Below are 25,255 nucleotides of genomic sequence, written 5' to 3' on the forward strand. Positions count from 1 at the left end.
TGGCCACGGGAAGTGAGGGGTGCACTACGATGTAGGGGATCCGTCCCCGAGTCCGGAAGGGCGACAATGACCACGGTGTCGTGGTAGCCAAGCGGCCCAAGGCGCATGGTTGCTAACCATGTGGCGTCAAGCCTCCGGGGTTCAAATCCCCGCCACGACGTCGATCACCCACTCGCACCCGGCCACGAGTCACGGGACCCACAACCGCCACCCGCAGCATGGAACCCCGTGACCCGTCGCCGGCGAGAGCCGATCAACGAACCACAGACGACCTACAACACATGAGTGAGGAAGAACCGCAAGAACAGGAGGAAGACGAGCTTCAGTACTTCGTCCGGATCGGGCAGACCGACCTCGACGGGACGAAGTCCGTCGAACGCTCGCTCGCCGAGATGAACGGGATCGGCCGACGTGCCGCCCGGATCATCGCGGAGGAAGCCGACGTCGACCGTACGGCGACGTTCGGTGCCCTCGAGCAAGAGACGATCGACGAAGTCGTCACGCTCGTAGAGAACTACGCCGAGGAGGTCCCAGAGTGGCTCACCAACCGCCAGAAGGACTTCTACACCGGCGAAACGACCCACGAGATCGGCAACGATCTCCAGTTGACCCGTCAACACGACATCAACCGAATGAAGATGATCGACTCCTACCGGGGAGTCCGTCACAAGCGCGGCCAGAAGGTCCGCGGCCAGCGGACGAAGTCCACCGGCCGAACGGAAGGGACCATCGGCGTCAACGTCGAGGAGATCCGCGAAGAACAGGCCGAGGAAGCCGCAGCGGAAGCGGAGGATGACGAATAATGCCGCTGGGATCCAACACCAAGCAGTACGAGACGCCGAATCACCCATACCAGGGTGAGCGCATCTCGAACGAGCACGCGCTGCTCGACCGCTACGGCCTGAAGAACAAAGAAGAACTCTGGCGAGCCCAGTCCGAACTTCGTTCGTACCGACGCGAGGCTCGTGACCTGCTCGCCCAGCCACAGGACGAAGCGACCGTCATCAACCGGACCGAGGAGTTCCTCGGACGCCTCAAGCGCGTCGGGATCCTCAACGAAGGCGACGAACTCGGCGCCGTCCTGAGCCTCGAAATCGAAGACGTCCTCGAGCGCCGTCTCCAGACGGTCGCCTACCGCAAGGGACTGGCTCAGACGCCACAGCAGGCGCGCCAGTTCATCACGCACGGTCACATCGTTCTGGACGGCCAGCGCCAGCGGATTCCGTCGTACGTCGTCGACGTCGACGAGGAGGACCTGGTCGACTTCGACGAGAACAGTCCGATCGCGGACGAACTCCACCCGGCACGAGCGGAGGGTCAATAACATGGCAGACGACGATAAATGGGGCATTGCCCACGTACACGCATCGTTCAACAACACCGTCATGACCGTGACCGACCTCACGGGCGCGGAGACGATCGCGAAGTCCTCCGGCGGGACGGCGGTCAAGCAGAACCGCGACGAGGCGTCGCCGTACGCGGCCATGCAGATGGCCGAGTCCATCGCCGACGAGATCAAGGCGGCCGGCATCACCGGCCTCCACGTCCGCGTTCGCGGTCCCGGTGGCAACCTACAGAAGTCGCCCGGACCCGGCGCACAGGCGACGATTCGCGCGCTCGCCCGTGCGGGTCTCGAGATCGGCCGCATCGAAGACGTCACCCCGATCCCTCACGACGGATCGCGCGCACCCAAAGGCAAGGGCGGCTACTAGATCATGACTGAAACGTACGACGTCGAGTTCGTCGAACGCGACGATCGGAGCGCACGCTTTCTCGTCCGCGGCCTGACGCCCGCGTTCGCCAACGGTATCCGCCGGGCGATGGTCGCGGACGTGCCCACGATGGCGATCGACGAGGTCCGTTTCATCGAGAACTCGTCGGTGATGTTCGACGAGCAACTCGCGCTCCGACTGGGGCTCGTCCCGCTGACGACGCCCCCGGAAGGCGAGTTCGTCGAGGACGACACCGTCACCCTCTCGATCGACGTCGAAGGACCGGCGACCGCCTACTCGGGCGATCTGGTCACGAGCGACGACCTCGTTCGACCCGCCGACGAGAACGTCCCGATCATCGATCTCAAGGACGGACAGCGGCTCGAGGCCGAGGCCGACGCCGTGATCGACCGCGGCAAGGACCACGCCAAACACCAGGGCGGCGTGGCCGTCGGCTACCGCCACTTACAGCGCGTGACCGTCGAGGACGACCTCTCCGAGTTCGAAGACGAGGAGACCCAGATCGTCCGCGGCGTGATCGAAGAGGACGGCGAACTCGTTCCCACGAGCGAGTTCGGCCACGACCTCTCCGAGCGCTACCCCGGCAAGCAAGTGCGCGTCGAGGACGTGCCCGGCGCGTTCGTCTTCCACGTCGAGACCGACGGCTCGTTCAGCGTCGAGGAACTCGTCACGCGCGCGGTCGATTCGATCGACCGACGCGCGGCCGAACTCGAGGAAGCCGTCCAGCTGTAAGCGTCCCCCGAACAACGAACAACACACGAACCACCAATGATCCGACGTCCCACCCCCGTTCACACACACGCTGGGTCGCCATCGACGGCCGTCGAGGCCGCGAGCGGCGAAACTGGCAGCCGATCGGACTCCCAAATCGAAAGGGGTTTTACGGGGCGACGGGTACGGAGGAGTGCGAGCAGGGATAGCCAAGTCAGGCCAACGGCGCAGCGTTCAGGGCGCTGTCTCGTAGGAGTCCGCAGGTTCAAATCCTGCTCCCTGCATCACTTCTCCGATCGAAATCGGACGCCGACTGCTCGAGTGACGGCTTCGGCCGGGTCTCGAGGATCGGTCGGCGTCTCGACGACTACGACTACGATTGCGACTACGACCGCGATTGCGGCTGCGACTTCGACTGTACCTGCAATCGCGACACAGACCGAATCTGGAGGAAACCAATGAGTACAAAGACCAATCCGCGACTCACCGATCTCATCGCCGAGTTGAAGTCGACGTCCCGACAGCGGGACGCGGCCGTCTGGCGAGACATCGCGGACCGTCTCGAGAAGCCCCGCCGCAACCACGCGGAAGTCAACCTGGGGCGGATCGAGCGGTACGCACGCGAGGAAGAGACCGTCGTCGTCCCCGGCAAGGTGCTGGGGTCCGGCGCACTGCAAAAGAACGTTACCGTCGCCGCCGTCGACTTCTCGTCGTCGGCCGAGACGAAGATCGAACAGGTCGGCCAGTCGGTCTCGCTCGAGCAGCTGCTCGAGGAGAACCCCGACGGGTCGAACGTCCGGGTGATCGCCTGATGAGTGTCGCCGAATACGACGCCGACGTCGTCGTCGACGCTCGCGACTGTATCCTCGGTCGCGTGGCCAGTGAGGTCGCCCAGCGCGCCCTCGACGGCGAACGCGTCGCCATCGTCAACGCCGAAGATGCCGTGATCACCGGCGACAAGAACGACGTGTTCGAGACCTACCAGACGCGCCAGCAGCTGGGCTCCGACAGCGGCCCGTACTACCCGCGTCGTCCGGACGCCATCCTCAAGCGCGCCGTTCGCGGCATGCTTCCCGCGAAGAAACCGCGCGGCCGCGAGGCGCTCTCGAACGTCCGCGTCTACGTCGGCAACCCCTACGAGGGCGACGACGACTACGAGGCCGAGGTCCTGGAGGGCACGTCGCTGGACCGACTCTCGAACATCCGCTTCGTCCACCTGCACGAAGTCTCCGAACAGCTAGGTGCTAACGTCACATGGTAACGAACACGAGTGGAAAGAAGAAGACGGCCGTCGCCCGCGCCACGGTGCGCGAAGGCGAGGGTCGCGTCCGAATCAACTCCCAGCCGGTCGAGCTGGTCGAACCCGAGATGTCCCGACTGAAGATGCTCGAGCCGTTCCGCATCGCGGGCGACGACCTCCGCGACGGCATCGACGTCGAGGTCCACGTCGAGGGTGGCGGCGTCAGCGGACAGGCCAACGCCGTCCGCACCGCCATCGCTCGCGGCATCGTCCAGCACACGAACGACGCCGAACTCCGCGACGCGTACATGGAGTTCGACCGCTCGCTGCTGGTCAACGACGTTCGACAGTCCGAACCCAAGAAGTGGGGCGGCCCCGGCGCACGGGCCCGCTACCAGAAGTCCTACCGCTAAGGTGATCAAGATATGATGGTACCGGTCCGGTGTTTCACGTGCGGTAACGTCGTCGGCGAACACTGGGAGGCGTTCGACGAACGAGCGAACGAGGGCGATGAGGACCCACAGGAGGTCCTCGACGACCTCGGCGTCGACCGCTTCTGTTGCCGGCGCATGCTCGTCAGTCACACCGACCTCGTCGACGTCGTCTCACCCTACCAATGATGCAACAACGCCACAACCGATACGAGAAGGCTCGCATCCTCGGCGCTCGAGCTCTGCAGGTGTCCTACGGGGCACCAGTGTTGATCGACACGGATCAGTCCGAACCGATCCTGATCGCGGCCGAGGAGTACGACGAGGGCGTGTTGCCCTTCACCGTCCATCGAGGAGGGAAATGACGCGCATCACCGACGTTCGGCTCCGGGAAGTGCTCGACTCGCGGGGGAACCCGACGGTCGAAGCGGACGTCCTCACCGAGAGCGGTGGGTTCGGCCGCGCCGCCGCCCCCTCGGGAGCCAGCACGGGCGAGTACGAGGCGATCGAGCGGCCGGCCGGCGAGGCCATCGCCGCCGCTCGCGAAACCGTCGTCCCGCGTCTCGTCGGTGAGGCCTTCGCCGGCAACCAGCGCGAGGTCGACGGCATCATTCGAGCGGCCGACGGCACCGACGACTTCTCGGAAATCGGCGCCAACAGCGCGGTCGCCATCTCGATGGCCGCCGCCAAGGCGGGCGCCGACGTACTCGGTGCGCCGCTGTTTCAGCATCTGGGAGGCACCTTCCGCGGCGAGAACTTCCCGGTTCCGCTCGGAAACGTCGTCGGTGGTGGCGAACACGCCGCCGACGCGACGGATATCCAGGAGTTCCTCTCGGCACCGGTCGGCGCCCCGAGCATCGCCGAGGCCGTCTTCGCGAACGCGGCGGTCCACGCCGAAGTCTCGGAACTGCTCCACGAGCGCGACGTCCCCGCCGGCAAGGGTGACGAGGGCGCCTGGGCGCCGTCGATCGACGACGCCGAGGCCTTCGACATCGTTGACGAGGCGGTCTCGACCATCGAGGACGAGGTCGGCTTCGAGATCCGGTTCGGCCTGGACGTCGCCGCCGCCGAGATGTACGACGAGGAGTCTGGCGTCTACGAGTACAGCGACACGACTCGAGACACCGACGAACAGATCGCCTACGTCGCCGACCTGGTCGACGAGTACGACCTGGTCTACGTCGAGGACCCCCTCGACGAGAACGACTACGAGGCCTTCGCGAAACTCACCGAGGAGGTGGGCGACCGGACGCTCGTCTGCGGCGACGACCTGTTCGTCACCAACACCGAGCGCCTCGCTGCGGGCATCGAACAGGGTGCAGCAAACAGCATCCTGATCAAGCCCAACCAGATCGGGACGCTCACCGACGCCTTCGACGCGATCGAACTCGCCCGCGAGAACGGCTACGAGTCGATCGTCTCTCACCGATCGGGCGAGACCGAGGATACCACGATCGCACACCTCGCCGTGGCGACGGACGTCCCGTTCATCAAGACGGGCGCCGTCGGCGGCGAGCGAACCGCCAAACTCAACGAACTCATCCGAATTGCAGACGATGCGACATGACTGAGGACAACGCACAACAGGACGGACTCGACGCCGCCGAGGCGGAAATCGACGAGGAGCCAGCCGAAGGGGCCGGCCCCGCCGCCGAATCCGCCGACGAGGACGTCGAGCCAGTAGACGAACAGGACGCCGAGGCCGCGGAGGCCGCGGACGAACAGGAAGAAGAATCGGAATCAGCCGGACCCACGCTCGACGACGACGTCATGAGCGACGAGGAGGCCGACCTCCTCATCCCCGTCGAGGACTACCTCGGCGCCGGGGTCCACATCGGGACCCAGCAGAAGACCCAGGACATGGAGCGGTTCATCCATCGCGTCCGAACCGACGGGCTCTACGTGCTGGACGTCTCGAAGACCGACGGCCGCATCCGCACGGCCGCGGACTTCCTCGCGAACTACGCGCCCGAGCAGATTCTGGTGACCTCGAGTCGCCAGTACGGTCGCTTCCCCGCCGAGAAGTTCGCCGAGGCCGTGGGCGCTCGCGCTCGCACCGGGCGGTTCATCCCGGGGACGCTCACGAATCCGAAGTACGACGGCTACATCGAGCCGGACGTCGTGGTCGTCACCGACCCGATCGGCGACGCCCAGGCCGTCAAAGAGGCCATCACGGTGGGCATTCCGGTCATCGCGATGTGTGACTCGAACAACCAGACGAGCAACGTCGACCTCGTCGTCCCGACGAACAACAAGGGGCGCAAGGCGCTGTCGGTCGTCTACTGGCTGCTGGCCAACGAGACCCTCGACCGCCGCGGGGCGGAGCCCAGCTACGCACTCGAGGATTTCGAGAGCCTGGTGTAAGGTCGCGTTTCGATTCAGATTGTGTTTTCGGCGACCGCGAGTTCGAGCCGGTGAGCGCCAGCGTTATCGGTGTGGTGGCAGAGCAGATAGCGATCGGGCACTAGAACTCACGGCGTGCGTCGAGGCCCACTACCTTCGAGGAGGCGAAATTCCTACTCGCCGGCGACGGTCTCGAGTCGCTGGGCCGTCGGGACGGTCCAGCCGCGCGAGAGGGCGAGCACTCGCGTTCCGACGGTGACAGTCGCGCAGGCTGCGGCCGCGAGGGTCGCGTCGGCGGCGAGTACCGTGAAGAGCCAGTAGGCGGTTCCACCGAGGACGGCGCAACTGGCGTAGAAGTCCTCGAAGAGGATGAACGGCGAACGATCTAGCAAGAGGTCGGCGAACGCGCCGCCGCCCACGGCGTTGATCGTCGCGATGGCGACCACGCCGAACGCCGACAGCCCGATTTCGGTGGCGACGATCGCTCCCGCGGTGGCGAACGCCGCGAGGCCGACCGCGTCGGCGTACCGCGTGATCGGTCGGTCGTCGGGTGCCTCGAGCCAGGTGTAGAGAACGACGGCCAGAGAAACGCCGATGAGTCCGAGGGCAATCTCCCCCGCGGACTGCAGGGCGAGCGGGACGCGGCCCACGAGCACGTCGCGCGTCGCGCCACCAGCGAACGCGGTCGCGAGACCGACGACGGTGACGCCGAAGAGGTCGAACTCCTCGCGAATCGCCTTGGCGGATCCGACCAGGGCGAACGCGACCAGTCCGACCGCGTTCATCACGAGGAAGGGGTCCACGACGAGCGTCTGGAATCGACTCACTACGAGTGGCCACGAACGAGACGGTATTGACTGTGTCGGACGACCGCTCGTGACTCGAGGCGCTCTCCGGGACAATTCGCACCTCGAGCCCAGAGCCCATACTTCGAATTCTATAGTAAACGACGTCGCCCGGCCACCAGTATCTCCGTCCTGGCGCGTCGTGAGGCGGGAATCGAACGCTCGTCACAGTGGCTCGAGGCGGCGCTCGATAGCCCGTTCGACTGCACGGATGGCGTCCAGGTCGACGTGCTGGTGAACCGGCAGGAGGACGACCGTCTCGGAGAGCCGATGGGCCGTCTCGTAGGCGGGATTCTCGAGTACCGACCGCGAGAGCCGCGGCCAGGTGTGCACGCCGTCGACGCCGTGGGACTCGAGCAGACGACGGAGTCGTTCGGGTCGGTCGGTTCGGACGGGAAAGACCTGGGGGCAGACCCCGGGCGGGAGCGTCTCGAAGAGGGGGTCGACGTCGGGTCTATTCGCGAACAACGAGGTCCAGGCGCGGTAGTTCTCCCGTCGGCGCGAACGGATTTCGTCGGGGTTCGATCCCGCGATTACCGACGCCGACAGCCGCGACAGCCGCCGCTTCGACGCCTCGTACCGTTGATTTGGATCTGGAATCTCCTCGGTGCTACGATTCGTCGCCACGAACCCGGTGACGGCGTCGCGGATCGTTCCACTCCGGTCGAGCGCGTCGGTCGCGAGCGATTTGCAGACGAACGCGAGGTCGGCCTGTCTAACGCGACCCTCGACGCCCGCGAGGGTGGACGGCTCGAACCGCGCTGAAACGTTCGGATCCGAGAGGTAAAGCGCCGCCCCGTTCGGAATTGCCAGCAGTTTCCACAGGCTGGTCACGCCGACGTCGCCTCGCGTTCCGAGCAATCGACCCCGATCGAGGCTGAGCGGGCCGTGTGCATTGTCCTCGACGTGGTAGCAGTCGTACTCGTCGACCAGCGTCTCGATCACGTCGAACTCCGGCTGGGGAAACCCGAAGTAGTTCACGGAGACGACGGCGAGCGTCCGGCCGTCGATGCGGGACTCGAAGTCCCGCCGGTTTGGCGCGAGCGATTCGGTGATGGCGTAGTGACGGGGCTCGAGGCCGAGTTCGCGAATCGGCTCGACGACGGCGTCGGGAAGGTACGCGGGGAGGAGGACGTTCGTGGCCGCCTCCTCGTCCTTCGCCAGGAGCGTCGCGAGACCGTCGCGGAGTGCCGCCTTGCTCGAGCCGTAGTACGCCATTTCATCGGCGTGCCGCTCGAGGTAGGAGGCGACGGTCGGGTGGTTCGTGCGAGACGCCAGAACGTCGTCGTCTGAGAGCGCACCTGTGGCTCGGAATCGAGTCGGCGCGGTGAACGCCCGCTCGAGGAGGGGGCGTCCACCGTCGCGTATCGACGCGAGCACTGACGGATTTCCCTCGATCATCGGTTCGTCCGCACATACCTGCCCTCGGTCGTTTCCCGTCCTGTCACCATCAGCGAGACCACGGACAGCCAGCGGCTTAGTGATGCGGACGATACGGATCGGTTCGGCTGTTCAACGTCGGCTTACGACCCCCCGGAACCCGTCTGTATCGTCCGCCGACCGGGGGAAGTCTCGACGTACACGGTCAATGCAGTTGCATAACAATGGCGCCGACGACCAACACTCGAGTATGGATGACGACGGACCACAACTGCTCGTCGTAGGGCTCGACGCCGCCTGTTTTCCGGTACTCGATCCGCTGTTCGAGGCGGGAACGACGCCGACGCTTCGTCGCCTGTTCGAGGTCGGTGCCTGCGGCCCGCTCGAGTCACAGTTGCCACCGTGGACGGCGAGCGCCTGGCCCAGTCTCTACACGGGACAGAACCCGGGCAAACACGGCGTGTACGACTTCCTCCGGTTCGAGGGGTACGACTGGGACGTGGTCAACGCCTCGCACGTTCGCGCCCGCCCGATCTGGGAACTGCTGAGCGACCACGGCCTCTCGAGCGTCGTCGTCAACGTGCCCGTGACCCACCCGACACGGGAGTTCGATGGCGCGCTGATTCCGGGAATGACCGCGCCGGAGGATCCACCGTGTCATCCCGAAGGGATCCTCGAGGAGATTACAGCCGAGTGCGGCGAGTACTGGATCTATCCTCGAAGCGGCCCCGAACCCGCGACGTCGATCGAGAGCTACGAGCGGACGATCGCGGGACGCGGACGGGCCGTTCGATACCTCCTCGAGCGATTCGACCCCGCGTTCGCCTTCCTCCAGTTCCAGCAGACCGACTCCGTGTTTCACGAACGTCCGGGCGAGAAGCGAGCCGTCGAGGCGGTCTACCGGGCCGTCGACGACCAGCTCGCCCGGATCATCCTCGAGTTCGAACCGGACAACGTCCTCGTCGTCAGCGACCACGGCATGGGCCGAGTCGAGGGCTGGGAGTTCCGCATCAACGAGTTCCTCCGCGACCGCGGGGACGTGGTCGCCAAGAGCGGCGGCGAGGGGATGCCCACCTGGTCGCGGGCCTGGCAGAACGACTTACTCGAGGGCGAGTCGGCAGGCACCCACGACCGGAGCACGCTCGAGCGAGCGATAAACCTGGCTGCCCAGGCAGGTCTCACCACCCAGCGCGTCGCAAACGCGCTCGAGCGCGTCGGCCTGAAAGAGGCCGTGGGAAAGCGAGTGCCGAACGACGTGATCCGGTCGGCGAGCGAGCAGGTCGACTTCCCCAACTCCAGGGCGTACCTTCGCTCGAAGAGCGAACTCGGCGTCAGGATCAACCTCGAGGGACGAGAGCCCAACGGCCAGGTCTCGACCGGGGAATACGACGCCTACCGGCAGGCCCTCATCGAGGACTTCCGTGCCGTCGAGACGCCCGATGGCGAGCCGATGTTCGAGGCCGTCGAGCCGCGAGAGGCGGTTTTCGACGGGCACGAACTCGAGCGCGCACCCGACATCGTGACGGTTCCGGCGGGCTTCGACAACGCAATCGTCGAGGGACTCGAGGGCGAGCACTTCGCCGAACCCTGGGAGTCCTGGAACCACAAGCGAACGGGCGTGATCGCCGCGGCCGGGACGGACTTCGACGAGGGCGCCTCGCTCTCGGACGCAACGATCTTCGACGTCGCGCCGACGATCTGCTCGTTCTTCGACGTGAACGTCGACGCGGCGATGGACGGCGAGGTCCTCCCGGTGGTCGAGGCGAGCGAACGCGCCGCGTACCCGAGCTACGACCCGGACTCGATCACGGCCACCGACGACGCGACCGTCGAGGAGCGACTGACCGACCTGGGGTACCTCTGATCATGGGCATCGAAATCGAACGACTGGACGTCCGCGAAGACGCCGACGAGTGGAACCGGTACGTCGAACACGCGGATCGGACGCACCCGTTCTACCGGGCCGAGTCGCTCGCGCTGCAGGCAGCGGACACGAACACGACGGTCCACCCGCTAGTCGGATTCAAGGGCCAGGAGGTTGTCGGCCTCTTTCCCGTATTCGAGTTCAGGAAGGGGCCGGTCACGGGAGCGTTCTCGCCAGCGCCGTACTCCTGGGCCTGCTACCTCGGACCGGTCACGTGCAATTTCGGGAAGCTGAAACGGCGTAAGGCCGACCGGCGAACGAAGACGTTCCTCGAGGAAAGCTTCGAGTGGATCGACGAGCATCTCTCGCCGATGTACGCCAAATTCGAGTCGGTTCGCATCGGCGACGTTCGACCCTTCGTCTGGAACGGCTACGAGGTCGAACCAAAGTACACCTACGTCGTCGACCTCGAGGGCGATCCCGCCGGGCTGCTCGATACGTTCAGCAGCGATGCCAGATCCAACGTACGAAGTGCCGAGGACTTCGAGGGCGTGTACGTAATCGAGGAGGGGTCGATCGACGACATCGACCGGATCGTCGAGCAGGTCCGGTCGCGCTACGCGAGTCAGGGTCGGTCGTTTCACCTCTCCGCGTCGTTCGTTCGGTCGCTCTACGAGGAACTTCCCCGAGGATCGGTTCGGCCCTACGTCTGTCGCGTGAACGGTGACTTCCAGGGCGGCATCCTGGTGCTCGAGTCGGATTCGACACGCTACCGCTGGCAGGGCGGGGTGAAACCGGATGCTGGCGTGGACTTACCGGTCAACGACCTGCTTGACTGGCACGTCATGCGCGACGGCCTCGAGGCCGGCCTCGAGCGCTACGACCTGGTCGGGGCGGGCGTGCCGAGCATCAACCGCTACAAGGCGAAGTTCAATCCGCGTCTCGAGACCTACTACACGGTCACGTCCGGGGCGTTCGGACTCGATGTGCTGATCGACAGGTATCGGAAGCGAAAGTGAGACGGGAGAGGATTGGTGTGAGAAAGCGGTGGACGAGCGATGAAGCGGCCGACGAGCGAGAGACGATGGCAGGTCATGCCCGGGAGGTTTCCGGCAGATCACGACTCGAGGGACGAACCGACGGCTCACCAGGTGAGCGATCGAAGAATGGGTGGCCCGATAGTGGTGGTGCGATGGTGTGACAGGGTTACGGGGCGGGCCACCCCCGACCGAAGAACGGCCGATCGGCCGTTACAACTCGCCGTCGACCGTGTAGATCGACCGGCGCGCGTCTCGCAGCGACGGGCGGCTGTCGACACAGTCGACGTTCTCGAGTTTCGTGAGCGCGTAGCGGACGGTCCGCGCGCACAACCGAGACTCCGTCGCAATCTCTTCCTGGGTCATCGCGCCCTCGTACTCGAGCACCTTGTAAACCAGTTTGGCACTCGGCGGGAGGTCGCTGACCAGTGTACTCTGCGTCGATTCGTCGCTAGTGTGTTCGGTATCTGTAACGCTCATTGGTCGAGGCGGGTCGGTACGTGACTCGACCACGGACCGCACTATCAACGGCGCCCATCGTTCACGGAACTATGCGGTCACTATACGTCGATACACTGTGATTGAGACGCCTCGAGACTGAAACCCGTAAAACGGGTCGTAGCGGCGATTTTCCGCCAGTACAACGATCTCATATAGGGTGTATAATCGTTTCTGCCGTAGCAAACGAGGGGTCGGTCGGGCGTGACCGACGCGCTCGAGTCCAGAACGCCGACGGGAAGATGATGCACCCGTACGTAAGGTATTTGGACGCCGGCCGCGGTGATTCGTGCATGGCCAGAACCTCCTATCAGGAACAGCTTCTGGAGCTTCGATCGGACATCTGTTACATGGGTGAGGTCGTCATGGAACGCCTCCGGATGGGCCTCGACGCGCTCGAGCAAAAAGACGAGGACCTCGCCCAGGAGGTCATCACGGGCGATGGCGAGATCAACCGGATGTACCTCGACCTCGAGCAACAGTGTATCGACCTCCTGGCGCTCCAGCAGCCGGTCGCCAGCGATCTGCGGTTCATTGCCTCGTCGTTCAAGGTCATCACCGACCTCGAGCGGATCGGCGACCTGGCGGTCAACCTCGGAGAGTACACCATCGACGCGGAACAGGACCTCTTTCCCGATGTCGACGTGCAGGCGATGGGCGATTTGACCCTCGAAATGATCGACGACGCATTGCGGGCCTACGACGAGGAGGACGTCGACGCCTGTCGGGAACTTGCGGTTCGGGACGACGACCTCGACCACTTCGCCGAACGGGCGAGCGAGATCGTCGTTCGGGACCTCATCGAGCGGGAACTCGACGCACCCGACGAGGTCGAGACCCTCCTCCAGGACGTCTCTCGCCTCCTGTTGACGATTCGCGACCTCGAACGGGTAGGCGACCACGCGGTCAACATCGCCGCCCGGACGCTGTACATGGTCGAGAACGACGACGAACTCATCTACTGAGTCGCCGGCTCTGTTGGTTTCATTCGTAGTTGATAGGAATCGCGTGCTGAATTCAGAGGATGAGTGCAGCACCGTGCCCTCGTTTATTTCACATGATCAGGGCGAACCAACTGGCACATACAGCTGCGAATTGATCAAAAGAAATGAGGTGTGTATTGCTCAAAAACATTGGAGGAGATCGCCGTCTTCAACCGGGTCGGGAAGATTCTCTGAATCGTCGGGGAGGTTTTCGAGATTGTGGTAGTAGTCTGCATCTGCGCGTACAACTCCGGTTTCGTCGATCCCGTAAATTGCACCTTCACCGAAGGCATCGTAATAGCCGCCAGTACCAGACCCGGACGCTCTCCGAAACGCAAAGCCGAACGCAATATAGATGGCAGTGATCTCGTCGTCTCCGTCGATGATCGCAGTGTCGTGAGAAGTGAACGAAAACTCCACGACCTTTTCTCCCTCGTGCTCCAGTACGGCCCAGTTCTGCGTGTAGGCCAGTTCGTACTCGAACACGTACGACTGGAGCGTTATCGCATCGAAATCCGATGGTGGATCCGGGTACGACTCGACGCCAGCACTGTAAAACTCGGTAGTTTCGCCGTCTTCACCTTCTACCTCGAACGTCTCACATACATCTCCGGTAGGTTCCGGGCGGTCAGCGTTCGCACAGTTACGATGACCGGCGATCGAATCTGGACTAGGAAACGGGCCGTCAGTATGGTCATCTGCCCACTCTGCTTTCGACGTACAGCCCGGGACAGCGTTCTCATTAGAGGTATTTTCGTCGTCCAAATCAGTGGAATTCTCATCCTGTGGGTCGAGGTCGGCGATGCAGCCGCCTGCCCCGAGGAGGACACTCACAGCACTCGCAGCGAGAAGTTCCCGACGATTCATACGGTGGCCTGTCAGTACGATAATGTGTCTTAAATAGATACTCCAACCTCAAGGAGTGATTTGAGCTACGGTCATTCGAAACATATCTCACCTGCACTGACCGACCTCCACTGTCGTAATTCAAACGGAGTCGAGTGCGACATTCGCGCTTTGTATTCAGCAGTCTTATTGAAACCTATCACCGCTCGAGGGGTTAAACGAATCCGAGTCGCCCACGTTGCAGCGCGATTAGGGTCGGCGACCGATCATACTACCGCCGTCACCGCCTGATTCGGGTTTGGATCGCCTCGAGGTCGAGTCCGTTCGTCCGTCCCGTTGCCACCAGCGCGTGGAAAATCGACAGCATCGTGAACGAGGAGACGACGAGACTCGCGGCGGCGAGTGCGGGGAACGGGAGAACGTCGCCCGCCGCCAGACCGACCAGTGCGACGCCGAGACCGGACAGGGCGAGGTACGTTCGCCACCACGCTCGAGCGCCCTTGCCCTCGTCCTCGTCTACGTCTACGTCCCTGGCCTCGGATGGGGTGAGGTACTCGTCGAAGTGTTCGACGAGCGCCAGCGGGGTGACGGCCCCTCGGTCCTTGTGATAGCGCACGACCTCGTACTCGTCGAGTTTGGGCAGGTGCGTCTGGTAGAGCGAGATGTAGACGCGCTGGCGCTGGCGGGAGGTCAACATCTCCGGCGTCGTCTCGTGTTCGCGCGCGGCGACCCACTCGGCGAGGTCCCGGACGTCGACGGGTTCGTCGCGTCGACGGAGGTACCGGAGCGTATCGCGACGACGACGCGTCTGTAAGATGTGATACCGGTCGTCAGGAGGAAGCGACGACGGGGAGTCATCCGAACGACGCCCGTCGGTCGCTGACGCTTCCCCGACCGCTAACGCCGGATCCGGCGGGGTGGACTCCCCGGGACTCATTTGTACGTTACCCGATACGTAAACCACATCATATAAATTGATGGATTCACCTATCACTTTTGATAGGACGGTGCACATCGGTTCGAACCGATCAACCGAACGACGGCTCACCGCCGAGTCAGCCACGAACATATATCCGTGATCCGGCCACATCAACGAGTATGCGCGTCACGTTTCTCGGCACCGGTAGCGCGATCCCGACCGGTGAACGGTTCCAGACCGGGTTGCTCGTCCAGAACGAGGGACGGACCGTCCTCGTCGACTGCGGCGCTGGCGTCCTCCAACGGCTTCAGCAGTCGGGCGTCGGCTTCGAGGCAATCTCGAGCGTCCTCCTGACCCACCACCACCTGGATCACGTCTCTGACCTGCTTCCGCTGATGAAAGCCCGGTGGCTCGCCGGCGAGGAGCACCTCGAGATCGTCGGCCCGCAAGGAACGAAGGCGCTCGTCGACGGCTTGCTCGAGGTCCACGAGTACATGCAAGACAGACTCGAGTTGCGGGTCAGGGAGGTCGTGGCGGGCTCGTTCACGGTGGCTGACTTCGACGTCGAGGCCTACGAGACGCGTCACTCGCTGCCGTGTCTGGCCTACCGATTCGGCGACTACGTCACCTTCAGCGGCGACACGGAGGCGTTCGCGGGGCTGGCGAACTTCGCCGACGGCTCGGCAATCTTGATCCACGACTGTTCGTTCCCCGACGACGTCGACGTCTCGAACCACCCGACGCCGAGCGAACTCGGGAAGGTCCTCGAGGGGCACGAGATCGGTCGCGTCTACCTGAGTCACCTCTACCCCCACACGGACGGCCGCCACACGGAGATGCGCGAGTCGATTGCCCGTCACTACGACGGCGACGTGCGATTTGCCGAGGACCTCCAGACGATTTCGGTCGAGTAGCTTCAGGCACACCGCCTCGAGACGCGTCGTCATCAAGCTATATACTCGCGGCCTGACAACGGCTCATCGAATGCAGGGAGATGGGTCGCACGGTCGGCAGGTGGTCGCGTGAGGCGGCGCTCCCGGCTGGTCGAAGCGATCACGACCCACGCACGATTCGTGCTGATCGGCTGTCTCCTCGCGACGCTGCTCTTCGGCGCGGGAATCCCCGCCCTCGAGACGGACACTACCCTCGAGCAGTTCCGGACCGACACCCCCGAGAGCGAGGCGCTCGCGTACGCCGATCGCCACTTCGAGGAGCGGGGCGAGAACACGACGACCGCTCACGTCGTCGTCACCGACGAGAACGCCCTCGAGCGCGAGTCGCTGCTCGAGGGGCTCCGATTCCAGCAGTCGCTCCGCGATGACGAGGCGATCGGGCCGACGCTGGTCGAGAACGACTCGACGCTCGGGATCGAGAACGTCGTCGCTACGGCGATCATCCGGCTGGAACAGGCGGACACCCTCGAGGATCGGGCCAACGACCTTGAAACCCGGGCGAGCGACCTCGAAGAACGGATCGACGGCCTCGCGTCAGCGCTCGAGAGACTCGGCTCGCTCCAGGCCGACTACGAGGCCCTGAACGACTCCTACGCGGCCGGCGAGGTGAGCGACGAGGAGTACGACCGGCGGGCAGCCGCTATCGAGGCCGACCTGAACGCGACGGTTTCGAACGCGACGGCCGACCTCGATCAGGAGCGAACCACGCAGTTCGAACGGGCGGCCGCGACCGTCCGAGCGATCGAGAGCGAGATGGCCGACCTCGAACGCCGGCGAGCCGCGGGTTCCGTCACGGACCGGGAGTACGAGGCTCGAATGGAGACCCTCGAGGACGACCGTGAACAGGCTATCGTCGACGGCTCGCGCTGGCTCTTCGGCGACGACCTCCAGTCCCTCCAGCAGGAAGCGCGGGAACTCGAGGCCGAGCGCGACGGGGTCGAACGCCTCGACCGACCGCCGCTCGAGGAGCAGATTTCGGCCCTCGAACGTGCCGACGACGATCGGTTCGACCGGGCGATCACCCTGGTGCTGGCCGAGGACGGTCCGGGAAGTGCAGCAGCGCTTCGCCTCCTCCCGTCGTCGTACGAACCGGGATCGCTGGAATCCGACGAACGACTGCTGCTCGTAACCCAGTCGCTCGACCGCGGGGCGGGGCCACCCGGCGAGATTGGTCCCGACGTCGTCGAGAGCCAGCTCGCCCTCGAGGAGCGCGTGCTCGAGCACGACGAGGATAACCTGGTCTTCGGGATGGGCCTGGTGGCCGACGAGGTCAATCGAGCGGTAGCCGATAGCCTAGTGATCGTCGGCCCGCTCGCGCTGCTCTTCGTGATCGTGGCGCTCGCCATCGCCTACCGCGACGTCCTCGACATCGCACTGGGCGTCGCGGGCACGGCGACGGTGCTCGTCTGGACGCTCGGGATGGCCGGGTGGACGGGCGTCGCGTTCACGCAAGTGTTCGTGGCCGTGCCCGTCCTGCTGATTGGGCTCTCGATCGACTACGCGATCCACGTGGTGATGCGCCACCGCGAGGAACGCGAGGGCGAGAGCGAGGACGAGGACGTCCGAACGACCGACGACGTTCGAACGTCGATGGCCGGCGCGCTCGCGGGGCTCGCAACGGCGTTCGTACTGGTCACCGCGACGACGGCCATCGGCTTCCTCGCCAACGTCGTCAGTCCAATCGACCCCATCAGGGAGTTCGGGGTCGTGAGCGCCTTCGGCATCGTCTCCGCGCTCGTCGTCTTCGGGGCAGCAGTCCCGGCCGCGAAGGTCGAACTCGGCGCCGTCCTCGAGGCGCGGGGCGTCGACCGGCGTCGACGAGCGATCGGCGGGAGCGACCGGGTCGCCCGAACGCTCTCCGTCGGCGCGGTCGCCGCCCGGAAAGCGCCGCTCGTCGTCCTCGTCTGTGCCCTGCTGGTGACCGCCGGCGGGGCCTACGGGGCGACATACGTCGACACCACGTTCGACGAAACTTCGTTCCTGGCGGGCGATCCCCCGTCGTGGACGGCACACCTCGGCCCGCTCGCCCCCGGCGAGTACCGGATGCAGTCGACCCTCGACGTGCTCGAGGAACGCTACCAGCGCGAGGGCGGACAGGTACAGATCCTGTTGCGTGGCGACGTCACGGCGGGTGACACCCTCCAGCGAGTCGAGGACGCGTCGGCGCGCGCGGCGGCAAGCGAGGTGGTGTACGTGCTCCCGGACGGCGAACCCGACGTACGGTCGCCCCTGTCGGTGATGCGGGCGACGGCCGACGAGAGCGAGTCCTTCGACGCGACCTTTTCGCTGGCCGATCGGACCGGGAACGGCGTACCCGACCAGAACCACCTGGGGCTCTACGACGGCCTCTTCGAGTACAACCCCGACTCGGCGAGTGATCTCGTCTACCGCAGCGAGACGGGCGAGTACGAGGCGATTCGACTGGTCGTCGGGGTGCAGACCAGCGCCGAGAGCGACGAGACGGCCGCGGAGATGCGAGCGGTCGCCGCAGTGCTCGAGGGCGACGGGGGCGCCGGCGACGCCATCGCGACCGGCGGACCGCTCACCACCTACGCGCTCGAGCGGACCCTCTTCGAGAGCGTCGTCGGCGCGCTCGCGGTCGCACTCGGGGCGATCATCGCGCTGCTCGCCGTCGGCTACCGGGTCACGGGCCGCGGGGCGACGCTGGGCGCCGTGGCCGCGGTCCCGGTCCTCGTCGCGCTCGGCGCCACGCTGGGGACGATGGCCCTCCTCGGCCTCCCGTTCAACGTCCTGACCGGGATGGTGGCGAGCCTGACGATCGGCCTCGGCATCGACTACAGCGTCCACGTCACGACCAGGTACACGCACGAGCTCGAGGCGCTCGAGACCGGCGAAACCGCGTGGGACGCCCTCGAACGGACGCTATCGACGACCGGCGGCGCGCTGGCCGGGAGCGTCGTGACGACCGGCTGTGGCTTCGGCGTTCTCGTCGTCGCTCTCGTCCCGTTGCTCCGGCAGTTCGGGCTGGTGACGGCGCTGACGATCGGGTACGCCTTCCTCGTGAGCATCCTCCTCCTGCCGACGCTACTCGCCTGCTGGACGCGGTACCTGGCCCCGGAACCGTATCGCGTTCCGTCGCTCGCGATCGCCCCCTCGAGGGGATCACCGTGGTCACGGCCGACTCGAGACGACGATCAGGAGTGAGCTGCGGTCGCCGTGTGAATCACCCGTCCACCAGCGGCCTGTCAGCGACTACATCTGTTAGTATAATCGTAACAACGAGTATTTATGCGCTGATTTAGTAGGATCGTAACAACAGAATGGTACCCCCAGCAGTTCGAGACGAGAACGGAGGCTCGAGATGAGTCTCGCCGATCGCCTCGGCGGAACGATCACGAGCCACAGCAAGGCGGCGCTCGCGGTCATGCTCGTGCTCACGCTCGTGGTAGGCGCCGGCGCACCGATGGTCGACGACGACTCCTCGCTCGGGCAGTTCGAGAGCGAGTCGCCCGAAGTCGCGGCCTCCGAGTACATCGCCGAGAACTTCACCGTCGAGGGCGCCGAGAACACGACGACCGTCCAGGTGATCGTCCGTGGCAACGGCGAGAACGTCCTCTCCCAGGAGTCGCTGATCGACTCGCTTCGCTTCCAGCAGGCGCTTCGCGAGGACGAGTCGATCAACGCGACCCTCGTCGACGAAAACGCCATCACCGGTGTCGAGAACATCGCCGCGATCACTCACATTCGAAGCCAGGAGGCCGCCGAACTCGCCGAACGCGGCGCCGAACTCGAGAATCGAAGCCAGCAGCTCAACGAGACGACCGAACGACTCAACGAGTCGCTGGTGACCGTCGTCGGCCTCGAGCGCGAGTACGCCGCCCTCAACGCCTCCTACGAAAACGGCGAGATCGACGAGGGAACGTACGAGGAGGAATCGGCCGCAATCGAAACCCAACTCGAGGAAACCACCGACGAAGCGACTGCGGACCTCGAGTCCGAGCAGGCAGCAACCTTCGAGGCAACGGTCAAGGACCTCCGTGCTGTCGTCAACCAGGAGGCCCAGCTCGAACGCCAGTACGAGGCTGACGAGATGAGCGACGAAGCCTACGAGACCCAGTCCGCCGAACTCGCCGAGCAACGCGAGGGACTGTTCGAGCAGGGCACTGCCGGCGTGCTCGCCGACGAGTGGGCGCAACTCGAGGAGGATAGCGAGGCGCTCCAGGCGGACCAGGAGGCCCTCCAGACCGCCGACCAGCCGTCGCTCGAAGAACAGATCGAGGCCCTCGAGGGCCTCGACGACGACGAGTACGAAGAGCTCATCGCAGACGTCCTGTCCGACGACGGCGAGGACACCGCCGCGCTCGCGTTCATGCCCGCGGATTACGAGCCGGGCGAGACGTCCGCCGAGGCACGAATGCTGTTCGTCACCCAGACCTCCGAGGGTGGCGGCATGGCCGAGATGGGCGGTGGCGGCGGACCCGCGCTCGACGCCCAGCTCGACATGCAGACGCTCGCGAGCGGGCACGACGGGGGAGAGGAGTACCTCATCTTCGGTGCGGGCGTCATCACGGACGAGATCGATCGATCGATGGGCGACAGCCTGGCCATCGTCGGGCCGTTGGCGCTGCTGTTCGTCGTCGCGGCGCTGGCTATCGCCTATCGCGACCTGATCGACATCGCGCTGGGCGTCCTCGGCATCCTGCTGGTGCTGATCTGGACGTTCGGCTTCATGGGCTGGGCCGATATCGCGTTCAACCAGATGTTCGTCGCCGTACCCGTCTTGTTGATCGGCCTCTCGATCGACTACGCCATCCACGTCTTCATGCGTCACCGTGAACAACGCGAGGACGAGAGGACGACCGACGACGTTCGCGGGTCGATGAAAGTAGCGCTCGCCGGCGTCGGCGTCGCCCTCGTCTGGGTGACCGCAACGACGGTCATCGGATTCCTCTCGAATCTCATCAGTCCCATCGCGCCCATCCGCGACTTCGGCATCGTCAGTTCGTTCGGCATCGTCGCTGCCCTGGCCATCTTCGGCGTGCTCGTCCCCGCCGCGAAGGTCGAACTCGACGGCCTGCTCGAGTCCCACGGATTCGACCGGCGAAAACGGGCGTTCGGAACGGGGAGCGGCCGGTTCAGCGACACCCTCACCCTCGGATCCACTGCCGCGCGCAAGGTGCCCCTCGTGGTCCTCGTCGCGGCACTCCTGTTGACCGCAGGTGGGGTCTACGGCGCGAGCCAGGTCGACACCTCCTTCAGCGAGGAAGACTTCCTCGCGGAAAGTCCGCCCGCCTGGACAGAGAACCTGGGGCCGTTGAGCCCCGGCGAGTACACCGCGAAGTCCAACCTGAACTACGTCAACGACCACTTCCAGCGCCAGGACGTCCGCGCCCAGGTTCTGGTGACGGGCGACGTCACCGATCCGGAGACGCTCGAGCGCCTCGACGCGGCCGAATCGGCCGCCGCCGCAAACGAGGACGTCGTCTACGTCCTGCCGAACGGCGAGGCCGATGTCTCCGGGCCGCTGTCGACCATGCGCGACGTGGCCGCCGAGAACGAGTCGTTCAACGAGACGTTCACCGCCGCCGGCGGCGGGCCCGACTCGGTGCCGACTGAGAACCTCGAGGGCGTCTACGATCACCTGCTCGAGGTCGAACCGTCGGCTTCCCAGTACGTCTACCGGACCGACGACGGCGAGTACGAGGCGGTCCAGCTATCGATCGCGGTCCAGGGCAACGCCGACCTCGCGGACGTCACTGCGGAGATACGCGCCATCGCGGACGGCATCGACGACGGCGGCACCGACCCACGCTGGGAGGCGACCGCTACCGGCGACCCGATCGTCAACTACGTCGTCGAGAACGACCTGATGCAGACCGTCCTGGAGAGCCTGCTGATCACGCTCGTCGCGGTCGTGGTCTTCCTCTCGCTGGCCTACTGGCTGACGGGGAAAGGCGCGACGCTGGGGGTCGTGACGCTGTTGCCGGTCGCGCTCGCGGTGAGCTGGATCCTCGGCTCGATGTATCTGCTGGGGATGTCCTTCAACGTCCTCACGGGGATGATCACCAGCCTCACGATCGGACTGGGCATCGCCTATAGCATCCACGTCAGCTCCCGGTACATGCTCGAACTCGAGCGCCAGGGGAACGTCTGGACGGCCATGGAGACGACCGTCACTGGCACCGGCGGCGCGCTCCTGGGCAGCGCCGCGACGACCGTCGGCGGGTTCGGCGTCCTCGCGTTCGCCATCCTGCCGGTCTTGCGCCAGTTCGGGATCATCACCGGGCTGACGATCATCTACGCGTTCCTCGCGAGCGTGATCGTCCTGCCGACCCTGCTCGTACTCTGGACGCGCTACCTCGGCCCCGACCTGTCGAGCGCCGACTGGTCGACCGACCGGCCGACGGCGGCCAGCGACGGCGGCCGAGAACCGGGCGGCGCGACTGCCGGAGGTGACGACGAATGAGCGCGCCGACCGAGAACGACGCCATCGAGTCTTTCGAACGACTCGGACTCACGAGCTACGAAGCCCGGGTGTTCATCGCGCTCCAGCAACTCGGCTCGGGCACCGCCCGCGACGTGGCGAGCGTCGCCGACGTGCCCCGCTCGCAGGTCTACAGCGTCGCTGAGAGCCTCGCCGACCGTGGACTCCTCGAGATGCAACAGTCCAGCCCCATCCGGTACCGACCGGTGAACCTCGAGGAGGCGCGCTCGATCCTCCGCTCGCGCTTCGAGTCAGAACAGGAGCGCGCCTTCGACTACGTCGAGCGCGTCCGGGAGGAACCCGGGGGTGAGGAAGAACAGGAGGACATCTGGACGGTTCGCGGTCGAGCACGCATCGACGACCGCGTGGTCGACCTCTGCTCGCGCGCCGAAGACCGAATCATCTTCGGCGCACGACTTCCGCCGCTCGTAACCGACGAGATCGAGCAACTGCTCGAGAGCAGCGCCGAGGAGGGTCTCGAGGTGACGGCCGTGAGCGCCGCGCCCGAAGTGCGGTCGCGGTTCGAACGGCTCGAGGGCATCGCGGTGTTCGAGTCCCCGGACCATCGCCAGGCCGACGACCGTTCGGGACGGATTCTGATCGTCGACGACAAGACGATTCTGCTCAGCGTCGTCGACGACGACGGGAGCGAGACCGCCATCTGGAGCGCCGACTCGCTATTCGCCTCGGTATTGATCCAGTTGATCGAGGCCAACAGCGAGGCTCGTGGACGGGCGGAGTAGCTGGCTCTCGCGGGGCTAGGACAACTTACTCGAGGCGATACCGCAACAGCGCCGCAATACCACCGAGATTCGAGAGCTGTTCGCCCGGCGGGAACTCGCTCGAGAAGACCGTCACGTCGCCGCCTTTCTGTTCGGTCGTTCGGACGACGTCGTCGACGTTCATCACCCAGTCGCCCTCGGGACCGCGTTCCTTGCGGAGCTTCTCGTCCAGGACGAGCAGTCGTTCGATGGCCCCGTACTCGGCAGCCTGGGCGACCGCCTCGGGGCCGTAGGCCGCTTTCGCTCCCTCGGCAATTCGCTTCGTGAGTTCGTCGATGTAGGCGGCCTCCGACTCGATCCGGGTCTCTTCCTGGACGTCCGCGACGGCGCCGCGTTTGAGGACCTCGTGAACACCGCGATCGCCGACTCCCGCGGTGTCGACCATCGTTATTTGTTCGGCAACCTCGGGGTGGTTGCGCTCGAGGTGCTTCAGCGCGTCCTGTTTCGTGAAGCCGGGTCCCGCGAGGATGATCGCGTCGACCTCGAGCCGCGAGAGGATGGTCCCGAGTTCGGCGAACAGTTCCGAGCGGTCGCGGGCGTACTCGCCCTTCCCGGTCGGACCGGTGATCGACGCCCGTTCCTCGGTCCCGTACTGGGCGACCGTGTGGACGTGGGCCTCGCCCTCCTCGACAGTCGCGATGGCGACGTCCGGATTTTCGGTGGCCTCGGCGGCCTCCTCGAGTCGCTCGTTCTGGTCGGGCTTGAACCGCTTGTCGATCGAGAGTTCGTCGCGGGCCTCGACGTTCAGCGTGTGGTGAAATCCCAGCTGGTCCTCCCGGGAGCAGGCGACGATTTCGCCGCCGACCCGGAGGCGGTTGGCGAACTTGTGGAACTCGACGTCGTCGACGGCGATGGCGACCCACATGTGTTCGCGCTCGCCGCCCGTGTCGCGCATCTGCTCGTCGTCGCGCTGGATTCGCCGGGTGGTGTCGCCGGCGACGCGGTCGCCCGGCTCGAGGACGTACTGGAGGTGCCAGAGGTCGTCGACGCTCTCGGGGACGACCGTCACCCGCTCGCGTCCGCCCTCGAGGGGCTCGCGACTCTTGATCTGCATACTCCGTGATGAACGCCGATGGGCTAAGTGACCTGCGGTCGGCCGCGGTCCGGTGTCGAACCGGCTCGAGCGCGTCACGCCGTGAACAAATTTCACGAGATGAGGATATCAGGGTCGACGTGGTGAGGGACGTACGCACATGTCAAACGACACTCCCGCACCTGACGTGACGGACGTCGCGGAGACGACGATTGCCGACGAACGAACCCAGGAGACGAGCCTCGGACCAGACGAGAACGTTCTCGGGGCGCTGTCGTACGTCTTCGGCATCGTCAGCGGATTACTGGTGTACCTGCTCGAGGACGAAAACGAGTTCGCCAGGTTCCACGCCGCACAGAGCATCGCCCTCTGCGTCGGTGTGATCGCCCTGTACGCCGGCCTGACGATCGTCGGGGTGACGGTCTCGATCGTTCTGGGCGACGTCTTCCTCATCGGGTGGCTCGTCGGGGCCGGGCTCTCGATCGTCTCGCTGTTCGTCTGGTTCGCGCTCTTCCTGGTCTGGCTATACCTGGTCGTGACGGCGTTCCAGGGCAAGAAAACCCGACTTCCGGTCCTCGGGGACCTCGCGGAGTCGACCCTGCTCTAATCGGCTCGAGTGTGCATTTTTCGGCAGTCATGAACTGCACACGGACCGAATGGGACGATAGCCGATTCACCGCGGGAAAACAGCGCCGACGCGCCGCGAAAACAACGATCGATGACAGCCGTCGCGATTAGAACGCGTCGCCCTGGAACGACGCGTCGGCGTGAAGGCTGTCCTTCAACGCGTCGTGAACCTTGCAGAGTTCGAACGCGCGGTCGATGATCTTCTGGCCCGTCTCGTCGTCGACGTCGGCTTCGACGCGAATATCGAAGGCCGTCGACTCGAGTTTGTCGTCGTCGTTCAGGTCACCGGAGACGTCGATCTCGATTTTCCCCAGCTCCTCGACGCCGCGCTGCTGACCGCCGACGCGCAGGGCGGGGACGTAACAGGAGCCGTAGGCCGCGAGCAGGCTCTCGAGCGTGTCCGGGGCCTCCTCGCCGGTAGCGTCGATGTCGACACTGAAGTCGCGAACCTCGTTCGTCGCACTGAATCCCTCCTCGGAAATGGTGGTCACTTCTTTCGTCATTGCACGTCGACAATCGTGCCCCCGCGGCGTAAACGTTGTTCTCTCGGACGGAACAGCCGGGGCCCGCCCCGAGGTGTCGAAC

26 protein-coding genes and 2 tRNA genes are annotated in these 25,255 nt (G+C 65.2%); 21 read left to right on the forward strand and 7 right to left on the reverse strand.

Translation table 11 applies throughout. The features are described 5' to 3' along the window. Positions 1–77: 77 nt before the first annotated feature. From ACFQO4_RS03255 to rpsB, 13 genes are all read left to right on the forward strand, one after another. A tRNA-Ser gene (locus tag ACFQO4_RS03255) sits at positions 78–160 on the forward strand. A 121-nt stretch (positions 161–281) separates the two neighbouring features. Then, positions 282–803 carry a 30S ribosomal protein S13 gene (locus ACFQO4_RS03260; RefSeq protein ID WP_500259555.1) on the forward strand — a complete coding sequence of 174 codons (522 nt, stop codon included), beginning with the start codon at positions 282–284 and terminating at the stop codon, positions 801–803. Continuing rightward, complete coding sequence (locus ACFQO4_RS03265) at positions 803–1,324, forward strand: 30S ribosomal protein S4 (RefSeq protein ID WP_500259556.1); 522 nt, start codon at positions 803–805, stop codon at positions 1,322–1,324. Before ACFQO4_RS03260 ends, ACFQO4_RS03265 begins: the two co-directional genes overlap by 1 nt. 1 nt (position 1,325) lies before the next feature. After that, positions 1,326–1,712, forward strand: coding sequence for a 30S ribosomal protein S11 (locus ACFQO4_RS03270; protein WP_253433931.1), 387 nt, complete (start codon positions 1,326–1,328; stop codon positions 1,710–1,712). 3 nt (positions 1,713–1,715) lie between these two features. Next, positions 1,716–2,465 (forward strand): DNA-directed RNA polymerase subunit D, encoded by a 750-nt coding sequence (locus tag ACFQO4_RS03275; protein ID WP_500259557.1) that lies wholly within the window; start codon positions 1,716–1,718, stop codon positions 2,463–2,465. 178 nt (positions 2,466–2,643) lie between these two features. Beyond that, positions 2,644–2,728: transfer RNA gene (locus ACFQO4_RS03280), tRNA-Leu, on the forward strand. Between the two features lie 174 nt (positions 2,729–2,902). Continuing rightward, positions 2,903–3,256 (forward strand): 50S ribosomal protein L18e, encoded by a 354-nt coding sequence (locus ACFQO4_RS03285; RefSeq protein ID WP_253433925.1) that lies wholly within the window; start codon positions 2,903–2,905, stop codon positions 3,254–3,256. After that, positions 3,256–3,705, forward strand: a complete 450-nt coding sequence (locus ACFQO4_RS03290; protein WP_500259558.1) for a 50S ribosomal protein L13 — start codon at positions 3,256–3,258, stop codon at positions 3,703–3,705. The genes ACFQO4_RS03285 and ACFQO4_RS03290 overlap by 1 nt, the downstream gene beginning before the upstream one ends. Beyond that, entirely contained in the window at positions 3,699–4,097 is a 399-nt protein-coding gene (locus ACFQO4_RS03295) for a 30S ribosomal protein S9 (RefSeq protein ID WP_253433919.1), read from the forward strand. Before ACFQO4_RS03290 ends, ACFQO4_RS03295 begins: the two co-directional genes overlap by 7 nt. A gap of 12 nt (positions 4,098–4,109) precedes the next feature. After that, complete coding sequence (locus tag ACFQO4_RS03300) at positions 4,110–4,304, forward strand: DNA-directed RNA polymerase subunit N (protein ID WP_253433916.1); 195 nt, start codon at positions 4,110–4,112, stop codon at positions 4,302–4,304. Next, a complete protein-coding gene (locus ACFQO4_RS03305; RefSeq protein WP_254160137.1) occupies positions 4,301–4,480 on the forward strand; it encodes a DNA-directed RNA polymerase subunit K in 180 nt (59 codons plus the stop codon). The genes ACFQO4_RS03300 and ACFQO4_RS03305 overlap by 4 nt, the downstream gene beginning before the upstream one ends. Further along, the gene (gene eno / locus ACFQO4_RS03310) at positions 4,477–5,682 is read left to right on the forward strand and encodes a phosphopyruvate hydratase (RefSeq protein ID WP_500259559.1); all 1,206 of its coding nucleotides are present in this window, start codon (positions 4,477–4,479) and stop codon (positions 5,680–5,682) included. The genes ACFQO4_RS03305 and eno overlap by 4 nt, the downstream gene beginning before the upstream one ends. Further along, a complete protein-coding gene (gene rpsB, locus ACFQO4_RS03315; RefSeq protein WP_500259560.1) occupies positions 5,679–6,479 on the forward strand; it encodes a 30S ribosomal protein S2 in 801 nt (266 codons plus the stop codon). Before eno ends, rpsB begins: the two co-directional genes overlap by 4 nt. 152 nt (positions 6,480–6,631) lie before the next feature. On the opposite strand, the gene ACFQO4_RS03320 is transcribed toward rpsB, so the two are convergent. Together ACFQO4_RS03320 and ACFQO4_RS03325 are read right to left on the reverse strand one after the other, a co-directional pair. Continuing rightward, complete coding sequence (locus tag ACFQO4_RS03320) at positions 6,632–7,243, reverse strand: trimeric intracellular cation channel family protein (protein ID WP_500260449.1); 612 nt, start codon at positions 7,241–7,243, stop codon at positions 6,632–6,634. A gap of 225 nt (positions 7,244–7,468) precedes the next feature. Then, positions 7,469–8,704, reverse strand: a complete 1,236-nt coding sequence (locus ACFQO4_RS03325; RefSeq protein ID WP_500259561.1) for a DegT/DnrJ/EryC1/StrS family aminotransferase — start codon at positions 8,702–8,704, stop codon at positions 7,469–7,471. A gap of 229 nt (positions 8,705–8,933) precedes the next feature. On the opposite strand from ACFQO4_RS03325, the gene ACFQO4_RS03330 reads away from it, so the two are divergent. Together ACFQO4_RS03330 and ACFQO4_RS03335 are read left to right on the forward strand one after the other, a co-directional pair. Continuing rightward, positions 8,934–10,547, forward strand: coding sequence for an alkaline phosphatase family protein (locus tag ACFQO4_RS03330; protein ID WP_500259562.1), 1,614 nt, complete (start codon positions 8,934–8,936; stop codon positions 10,545–10,547). Positions 10,548–10,549: 2 nt separating this feature from the next. Then, on the forward strand, positions 10,550–11,566 hold the full coding sequence (locus ACFQO4_RS03335) for a lipid II:glycine glycyltransferase FemX (protein ID WP_500259563.1): 1,017 nt from the start codon (positions 10,550–10,552) through the stop codon (positions 11,564–11,566). A 231-nt stretch (positions 11,567–11,797) separates the two neighbouring features. Here ACFQO4_RS03335 and ACFQO4_RS03340 read toward each other — a convergent pair whose 3' ends face one another. Then, positions 11,798–12,064 carry a MarR family transcriptional regulator gene (locus ACFQO4_RS03340; protein ID WP_312912402.1) on the reverse strand — a complete coding sequence of 89 codons (267 nt, stop codon included), beginning with the start codon at positions 12,062–12,064 and terminating at the stop codon, positions 11,798–11,800. 311 nt (positions 12,065–12,375) lie between these two features. Between ACFQO4_RS03340 and phoU the strand changes: the two genes are divergently transcribed. Further along, positions 12,376–13,047, forward strand: a complete 672-nt coding sequence (gene phoU / locus ACFQO4_RS03345) for a phosphate signaling complex protein PhoU (protein WP_500259564.1) — start codon at positions 12,376–12,378, stop codon at positions 13,045–13,047. Between the two features lie 159 nt (positions 13,048–13,206). On the opposite strand, the gene ACFQO4_RS03350 is transcribed toward phoU, so the two are convergent. After that, positions 13,207–13,932, reverse strand: coding sequence for a hypothetical protein (locus ACFQO4_RS03350; RefSeq protein ID WP_500259565.1), 726 nt, complete (start codon positions 13,930–13,932; stop codon positions 13,207–13,209). A gap of 259 nt (positions 13,933–14,191) precedes the next feature. After that, positions 14,192–14,848 (reverse strand): DUF7344 domain-containing protein, encoded by a 657-nt coding sequence (locus tag ACFQO4_RS03355; protein ID WP_500259566.1) that lies wholly within the window; start codon positions 14,846–14,848, stop codon positions 14,192–14,194. Positions 14,849–15,009: 161 nt separating this feature from the next. Between ACFQO4_RS03355 and ACFQO4_RS03360 the strand changes: the two genes are divergently transcribed. From ACFQO4_RS03360 to ACFQO4_RS03375, 4 genes are all read left to right on the forward strand, one after another. Further along, positions 15,010–15,744: an MBL fold metallo-hydrolase gene (locus tag ACFQO4_RS03360; protein ID WP_500259567.1), complete on the forward strand. Its 735-nt coding sequence runs from the start codon at positions 15,010–15,012 to the stop codon at positions 15,742–15,744. A gap of 108 nt (positions 15,745–15,852) precedes the next feature. Beyond that, positions 15,853–18,948: an efflux RND transporter permease subunit gene (locus ACFQO4_RS03365; protein ID WP_500259568.1), complete on the forward strand. Its 3,096-nt coding sequence runs from the start codon at positions 15,853–15,855 to the stop codon at positions 18,946–18,948. 157 nt (positions 18,949–19,105) lie between these two features. Continuing rightward, positions 19,106–22,210: an efflux RND transporter permease subunit gene (locus ACFQO4_RS03370; RefSeq protein ID WP_500259569.1), complete on the forward strand. Its 3,105-nt coding sequence runs from the start codon at positions 19,106–19,108 to the stop codon at positions 22,208–22,210. Next, positions 22,207–22,971 carry a TrmB family transcriptional regulator gene (locus ACFQO4_RS03375; protein WP_500259570.1) on the forward strand — a complete coding sequence of 255 codons (765 nt, stop codon included), beginning with the start codon at positions 22,207–22,209 and terminating at the stop codon, positions 22,969–22,971. The genes ACFQO4_RS03370 and ACFQO4_RS03375 overlap by 4 nt, the downstream gene beginning before the upstream one ends. 25 nt (positions 22,972–22,996) lie before the next feature. Here ACFQO4_RS03375 and ACFQO4_RS03380 read toward each other — a convergent pair whose 3' ends face one another. Next, positions 22,997–24,064 (reverse strand): mRNA surveillance protein pelota, encoded by a 1,068-nt coding sequence (locus tag ACFQO4_RS03380; RefSeq protein ID WP_500259571.1) that lies wholly within the window; start codon positions 24,062–24,064, stop codon positions 22,997–22,999. 139 nt (positions 24,065–24,203) lie between these two features. Here ACFQO4_RS03380 and ACFQO4_RS03385 point away from each other — a divergent pair, with 139 nt between their 5' ends. Further along, the gene (locus ACFQO4_RS03385) at positions 24,204–24,650 is read left to right on the forward strand and encodes a DUF4870 domain-containing protein (RefSeq protein ID WP_500259572.1); all 447 of its coding nucleotides are present in this window, start codon (positions 24,204–24,206) and stop codon (positions 24,648–24,650) included. A 127-nt stretch (positions 24,651–24,777) separates the two neighbouring features. Here ACFQO4_RS03385 and ACFQO4_RS03390 read toward each other — a convergent pair whose 3' ends face one another. Next, positions 24,778–25,173, reverse strand: a complete 396-nt coding sequence (locus tag ACFQO4_RS03390; protein ID WP_312912392.1) for an OsmC family protein — start codon at positions 25,171–25,173, stop codon at positions 24,778–24,780. Positions 25,174–25,255: the final 82 nt, after the last annotated feature.

The sequence above is a fragment of the Saliphagus sp. GCM10025334 genome, assembly GCF_042663485.1.
In the GTDB taxonomy this organism is placed as follows: Archaea; Halobacteriota; Halobacteria; order Halobacteriales; family Natrialbaceae; genus Natronosalvus.

What these genes read in the sequence shown, in the direction of transcription:
- ACFQO4_RS03260 (WP_500259555.1), top strand. Translation starts at nt 282, where the DNA reads ATGAGTGAGGAAGAACCGCAAGAACAGGAGGAAGACGAGCTTCAGTAC.
- ACFQO4_RS03265 (WP_500259556.1), top strand. Translation starts at nt 803, where the DNA reads ATGCCGCTGGGATCCAACACCAAGCAGTACGAGACGCCGAATCACCCA.
- ACFQO4_RS03270 (WP_253433931.1), top strand. Translation starts at nt 1,326, where the DNA reads ATGGCAGACGACGATAAATGGGGCATTGCCCACGTACACGCATCGTTC.
- ACFQO4_RS03275 (WP_500259557.1), top strand. Translation starts at nt 1,716, where the DNA reads ATGACTGAAACGTACGACGTCGAGTTCGTCGAACGCGACGATCGGAGC.
- ACFQO4_RS03285 (WP_253433925.1), top strand. Translation starts at nt 2,903, where the DNA reads ATGAGTACAAAGACCAATCCGCGACTCACCGATCTCATCGCCGAGTTG.
- ACFQO4_RS03290 (WP_500259558.1), top strand. Translation starts at nt 3,256, where the DNA reads ATGAGTGTCGCCGAATACGACGCCGACGTCGTCGTCGACGCTCGCGAC.
- ACFQO4_RS03295 (WP_253433919.1), top strand. Translation starts at nt 3,699, where the DNA reads ATGGTAACGAACACGAGTGGAAAGAAGAAGACGGCCGTCGCCCGCGCC.
- ACFQO4_RS03300 (WP_253433916.1), top strand. Translation starts at nt 4,110, where the DNA reads ATGATGGTACCGGTCCGGTGTTTCACGTGCGGTAACGTCGTCGGCGAA.
- ACFQO4_RS03305 (WP_254160137.1), top strand. Translation starts at nt 4,301, where the DNA reads ATGATGCAACAACGCCACAACCGATACGAGAAGGCTCGCATCCTCGGC.
- eno (WP_500259559.1), top strand. Translation starts at nt 4,477, where the DNA reads ATGACGCGCATCACCGACGTTCGGCTCCGGGAAGTGCTCGACTCGCGG.
- rpsB (WP_500259560.1), top strand. Translation starts at nt 5,679, where the DNA reads ATGACTGAGGACAACGCACAACAGGACGGACTCGACGCCGCCGAGGCG.
- ACFQO4_RS03320 (WP_500260449.1), bottom strand. Translation starts at nt 7,243, where the DNA reads ATGAACGCGGTCGGACTGGTCGCGTTCGCCCTGGTCGGATCCGCCAAG.
- ACFQO4_RS03325 (WP_500259561.1), bottom strand. Translation starts at nt 8,704, where the DNA reads ATGATCGAGGGAAATCCGTCAGTGCTCGCGTCGATACGCGACGGTGGA.
- ACFQO4_RS03330 (WP_500259562.1), top strand. Translation starts at nt 8,934, where the DNA reads ATGGATGACGACGGACCACAACTGCTCGTCGTAGGGCTCGACGCCGCC.
- ACFQO4_RS03335 (WP_500259563.1), top strand. Translation starts at nt 10,550, where the DNA reads ATGGGCATCGAAATCGAACGACTGGACGTCCGCGAAGACGCCGACGAG.
- ACFQO4_RS03340 (WP_312912402.1), bottom strand. Translation starts at nt 12,064, where the DNA reads ATGAGCGTTACAGATACCGAACACACTAGCGACGAATCGACGCAGAGT.
- phoU (WP_500259564.1), top strand. Translation starts at nt 12,376, where the DNA reads ATGGCCAGAACCTCCTATCAGGAACAGCTTCTGGAGCTTCGATCGGAC.
- ACFQO4_RS03350 (WP_500259565.1), bottom strand. Translation starts at nt 13,932, where the DNA reads ATGAATCGTCGGGAACTTCTCGCTGCGAGTGCTGTGAGTGTCCTCCTC.
- ACFQO4_RS03355 (WP_500259566.1), bottom strand. Translation starts at nt 14,848, where the DNA reads ATGAGTCCCGGGGAGTCCACCCCGCCGGATCCGGCGTTAGCGGTCGGG.
- ACFQO4_RS03360 (WP_500259567.1), top strand. Translation starts at nt 15,010, where the DNA reads ATGCGCGTCACGTTTCTCGGCACCGGTAGCGCGATCCCGACCGGTGAA.
- ACFQO4_RS03370 (WP_500259569.1), top strand. Translation starts at nt 19,106, where the DNA reads ATGAGTCTCGCCGATCGCCTCGGCGGAACGATCACGAGCCACAGCAAG.
- ACFQO4_RS03375 (WP_500259570.1), top strand. Translation starts at nt 22,207, where the DNA reads ATGAGCGCGCCGACCGAGAACGACGCCATCGAGTCTTTCGAACGACTC.
- ACFQO4_RS03380 (WP_500259571.1), bottom strand. Translation starts at nt 24,064, where the DNA reads ATGCAGATCAAGAGTCGCGAGCCCCTCGAGGGCGGACGCGAGCGGGTG.
- ACFQO4_RS03385 (WP_500259572.1), top strand. Translation starts at nt 24,204, where the DNA reads ATGTCAAACGACACTCCCGCACCTGACGTGACGGACGTCGCGGAGACG.
- ACFQO4_RS03390 (WP_312912392.1), bottom strand. Translation starts at nt 25,173, where the DNA reads ATGACGAAAGAAGTGACCACCATTTCCGAGGAGGGATTCAGTGCGACG.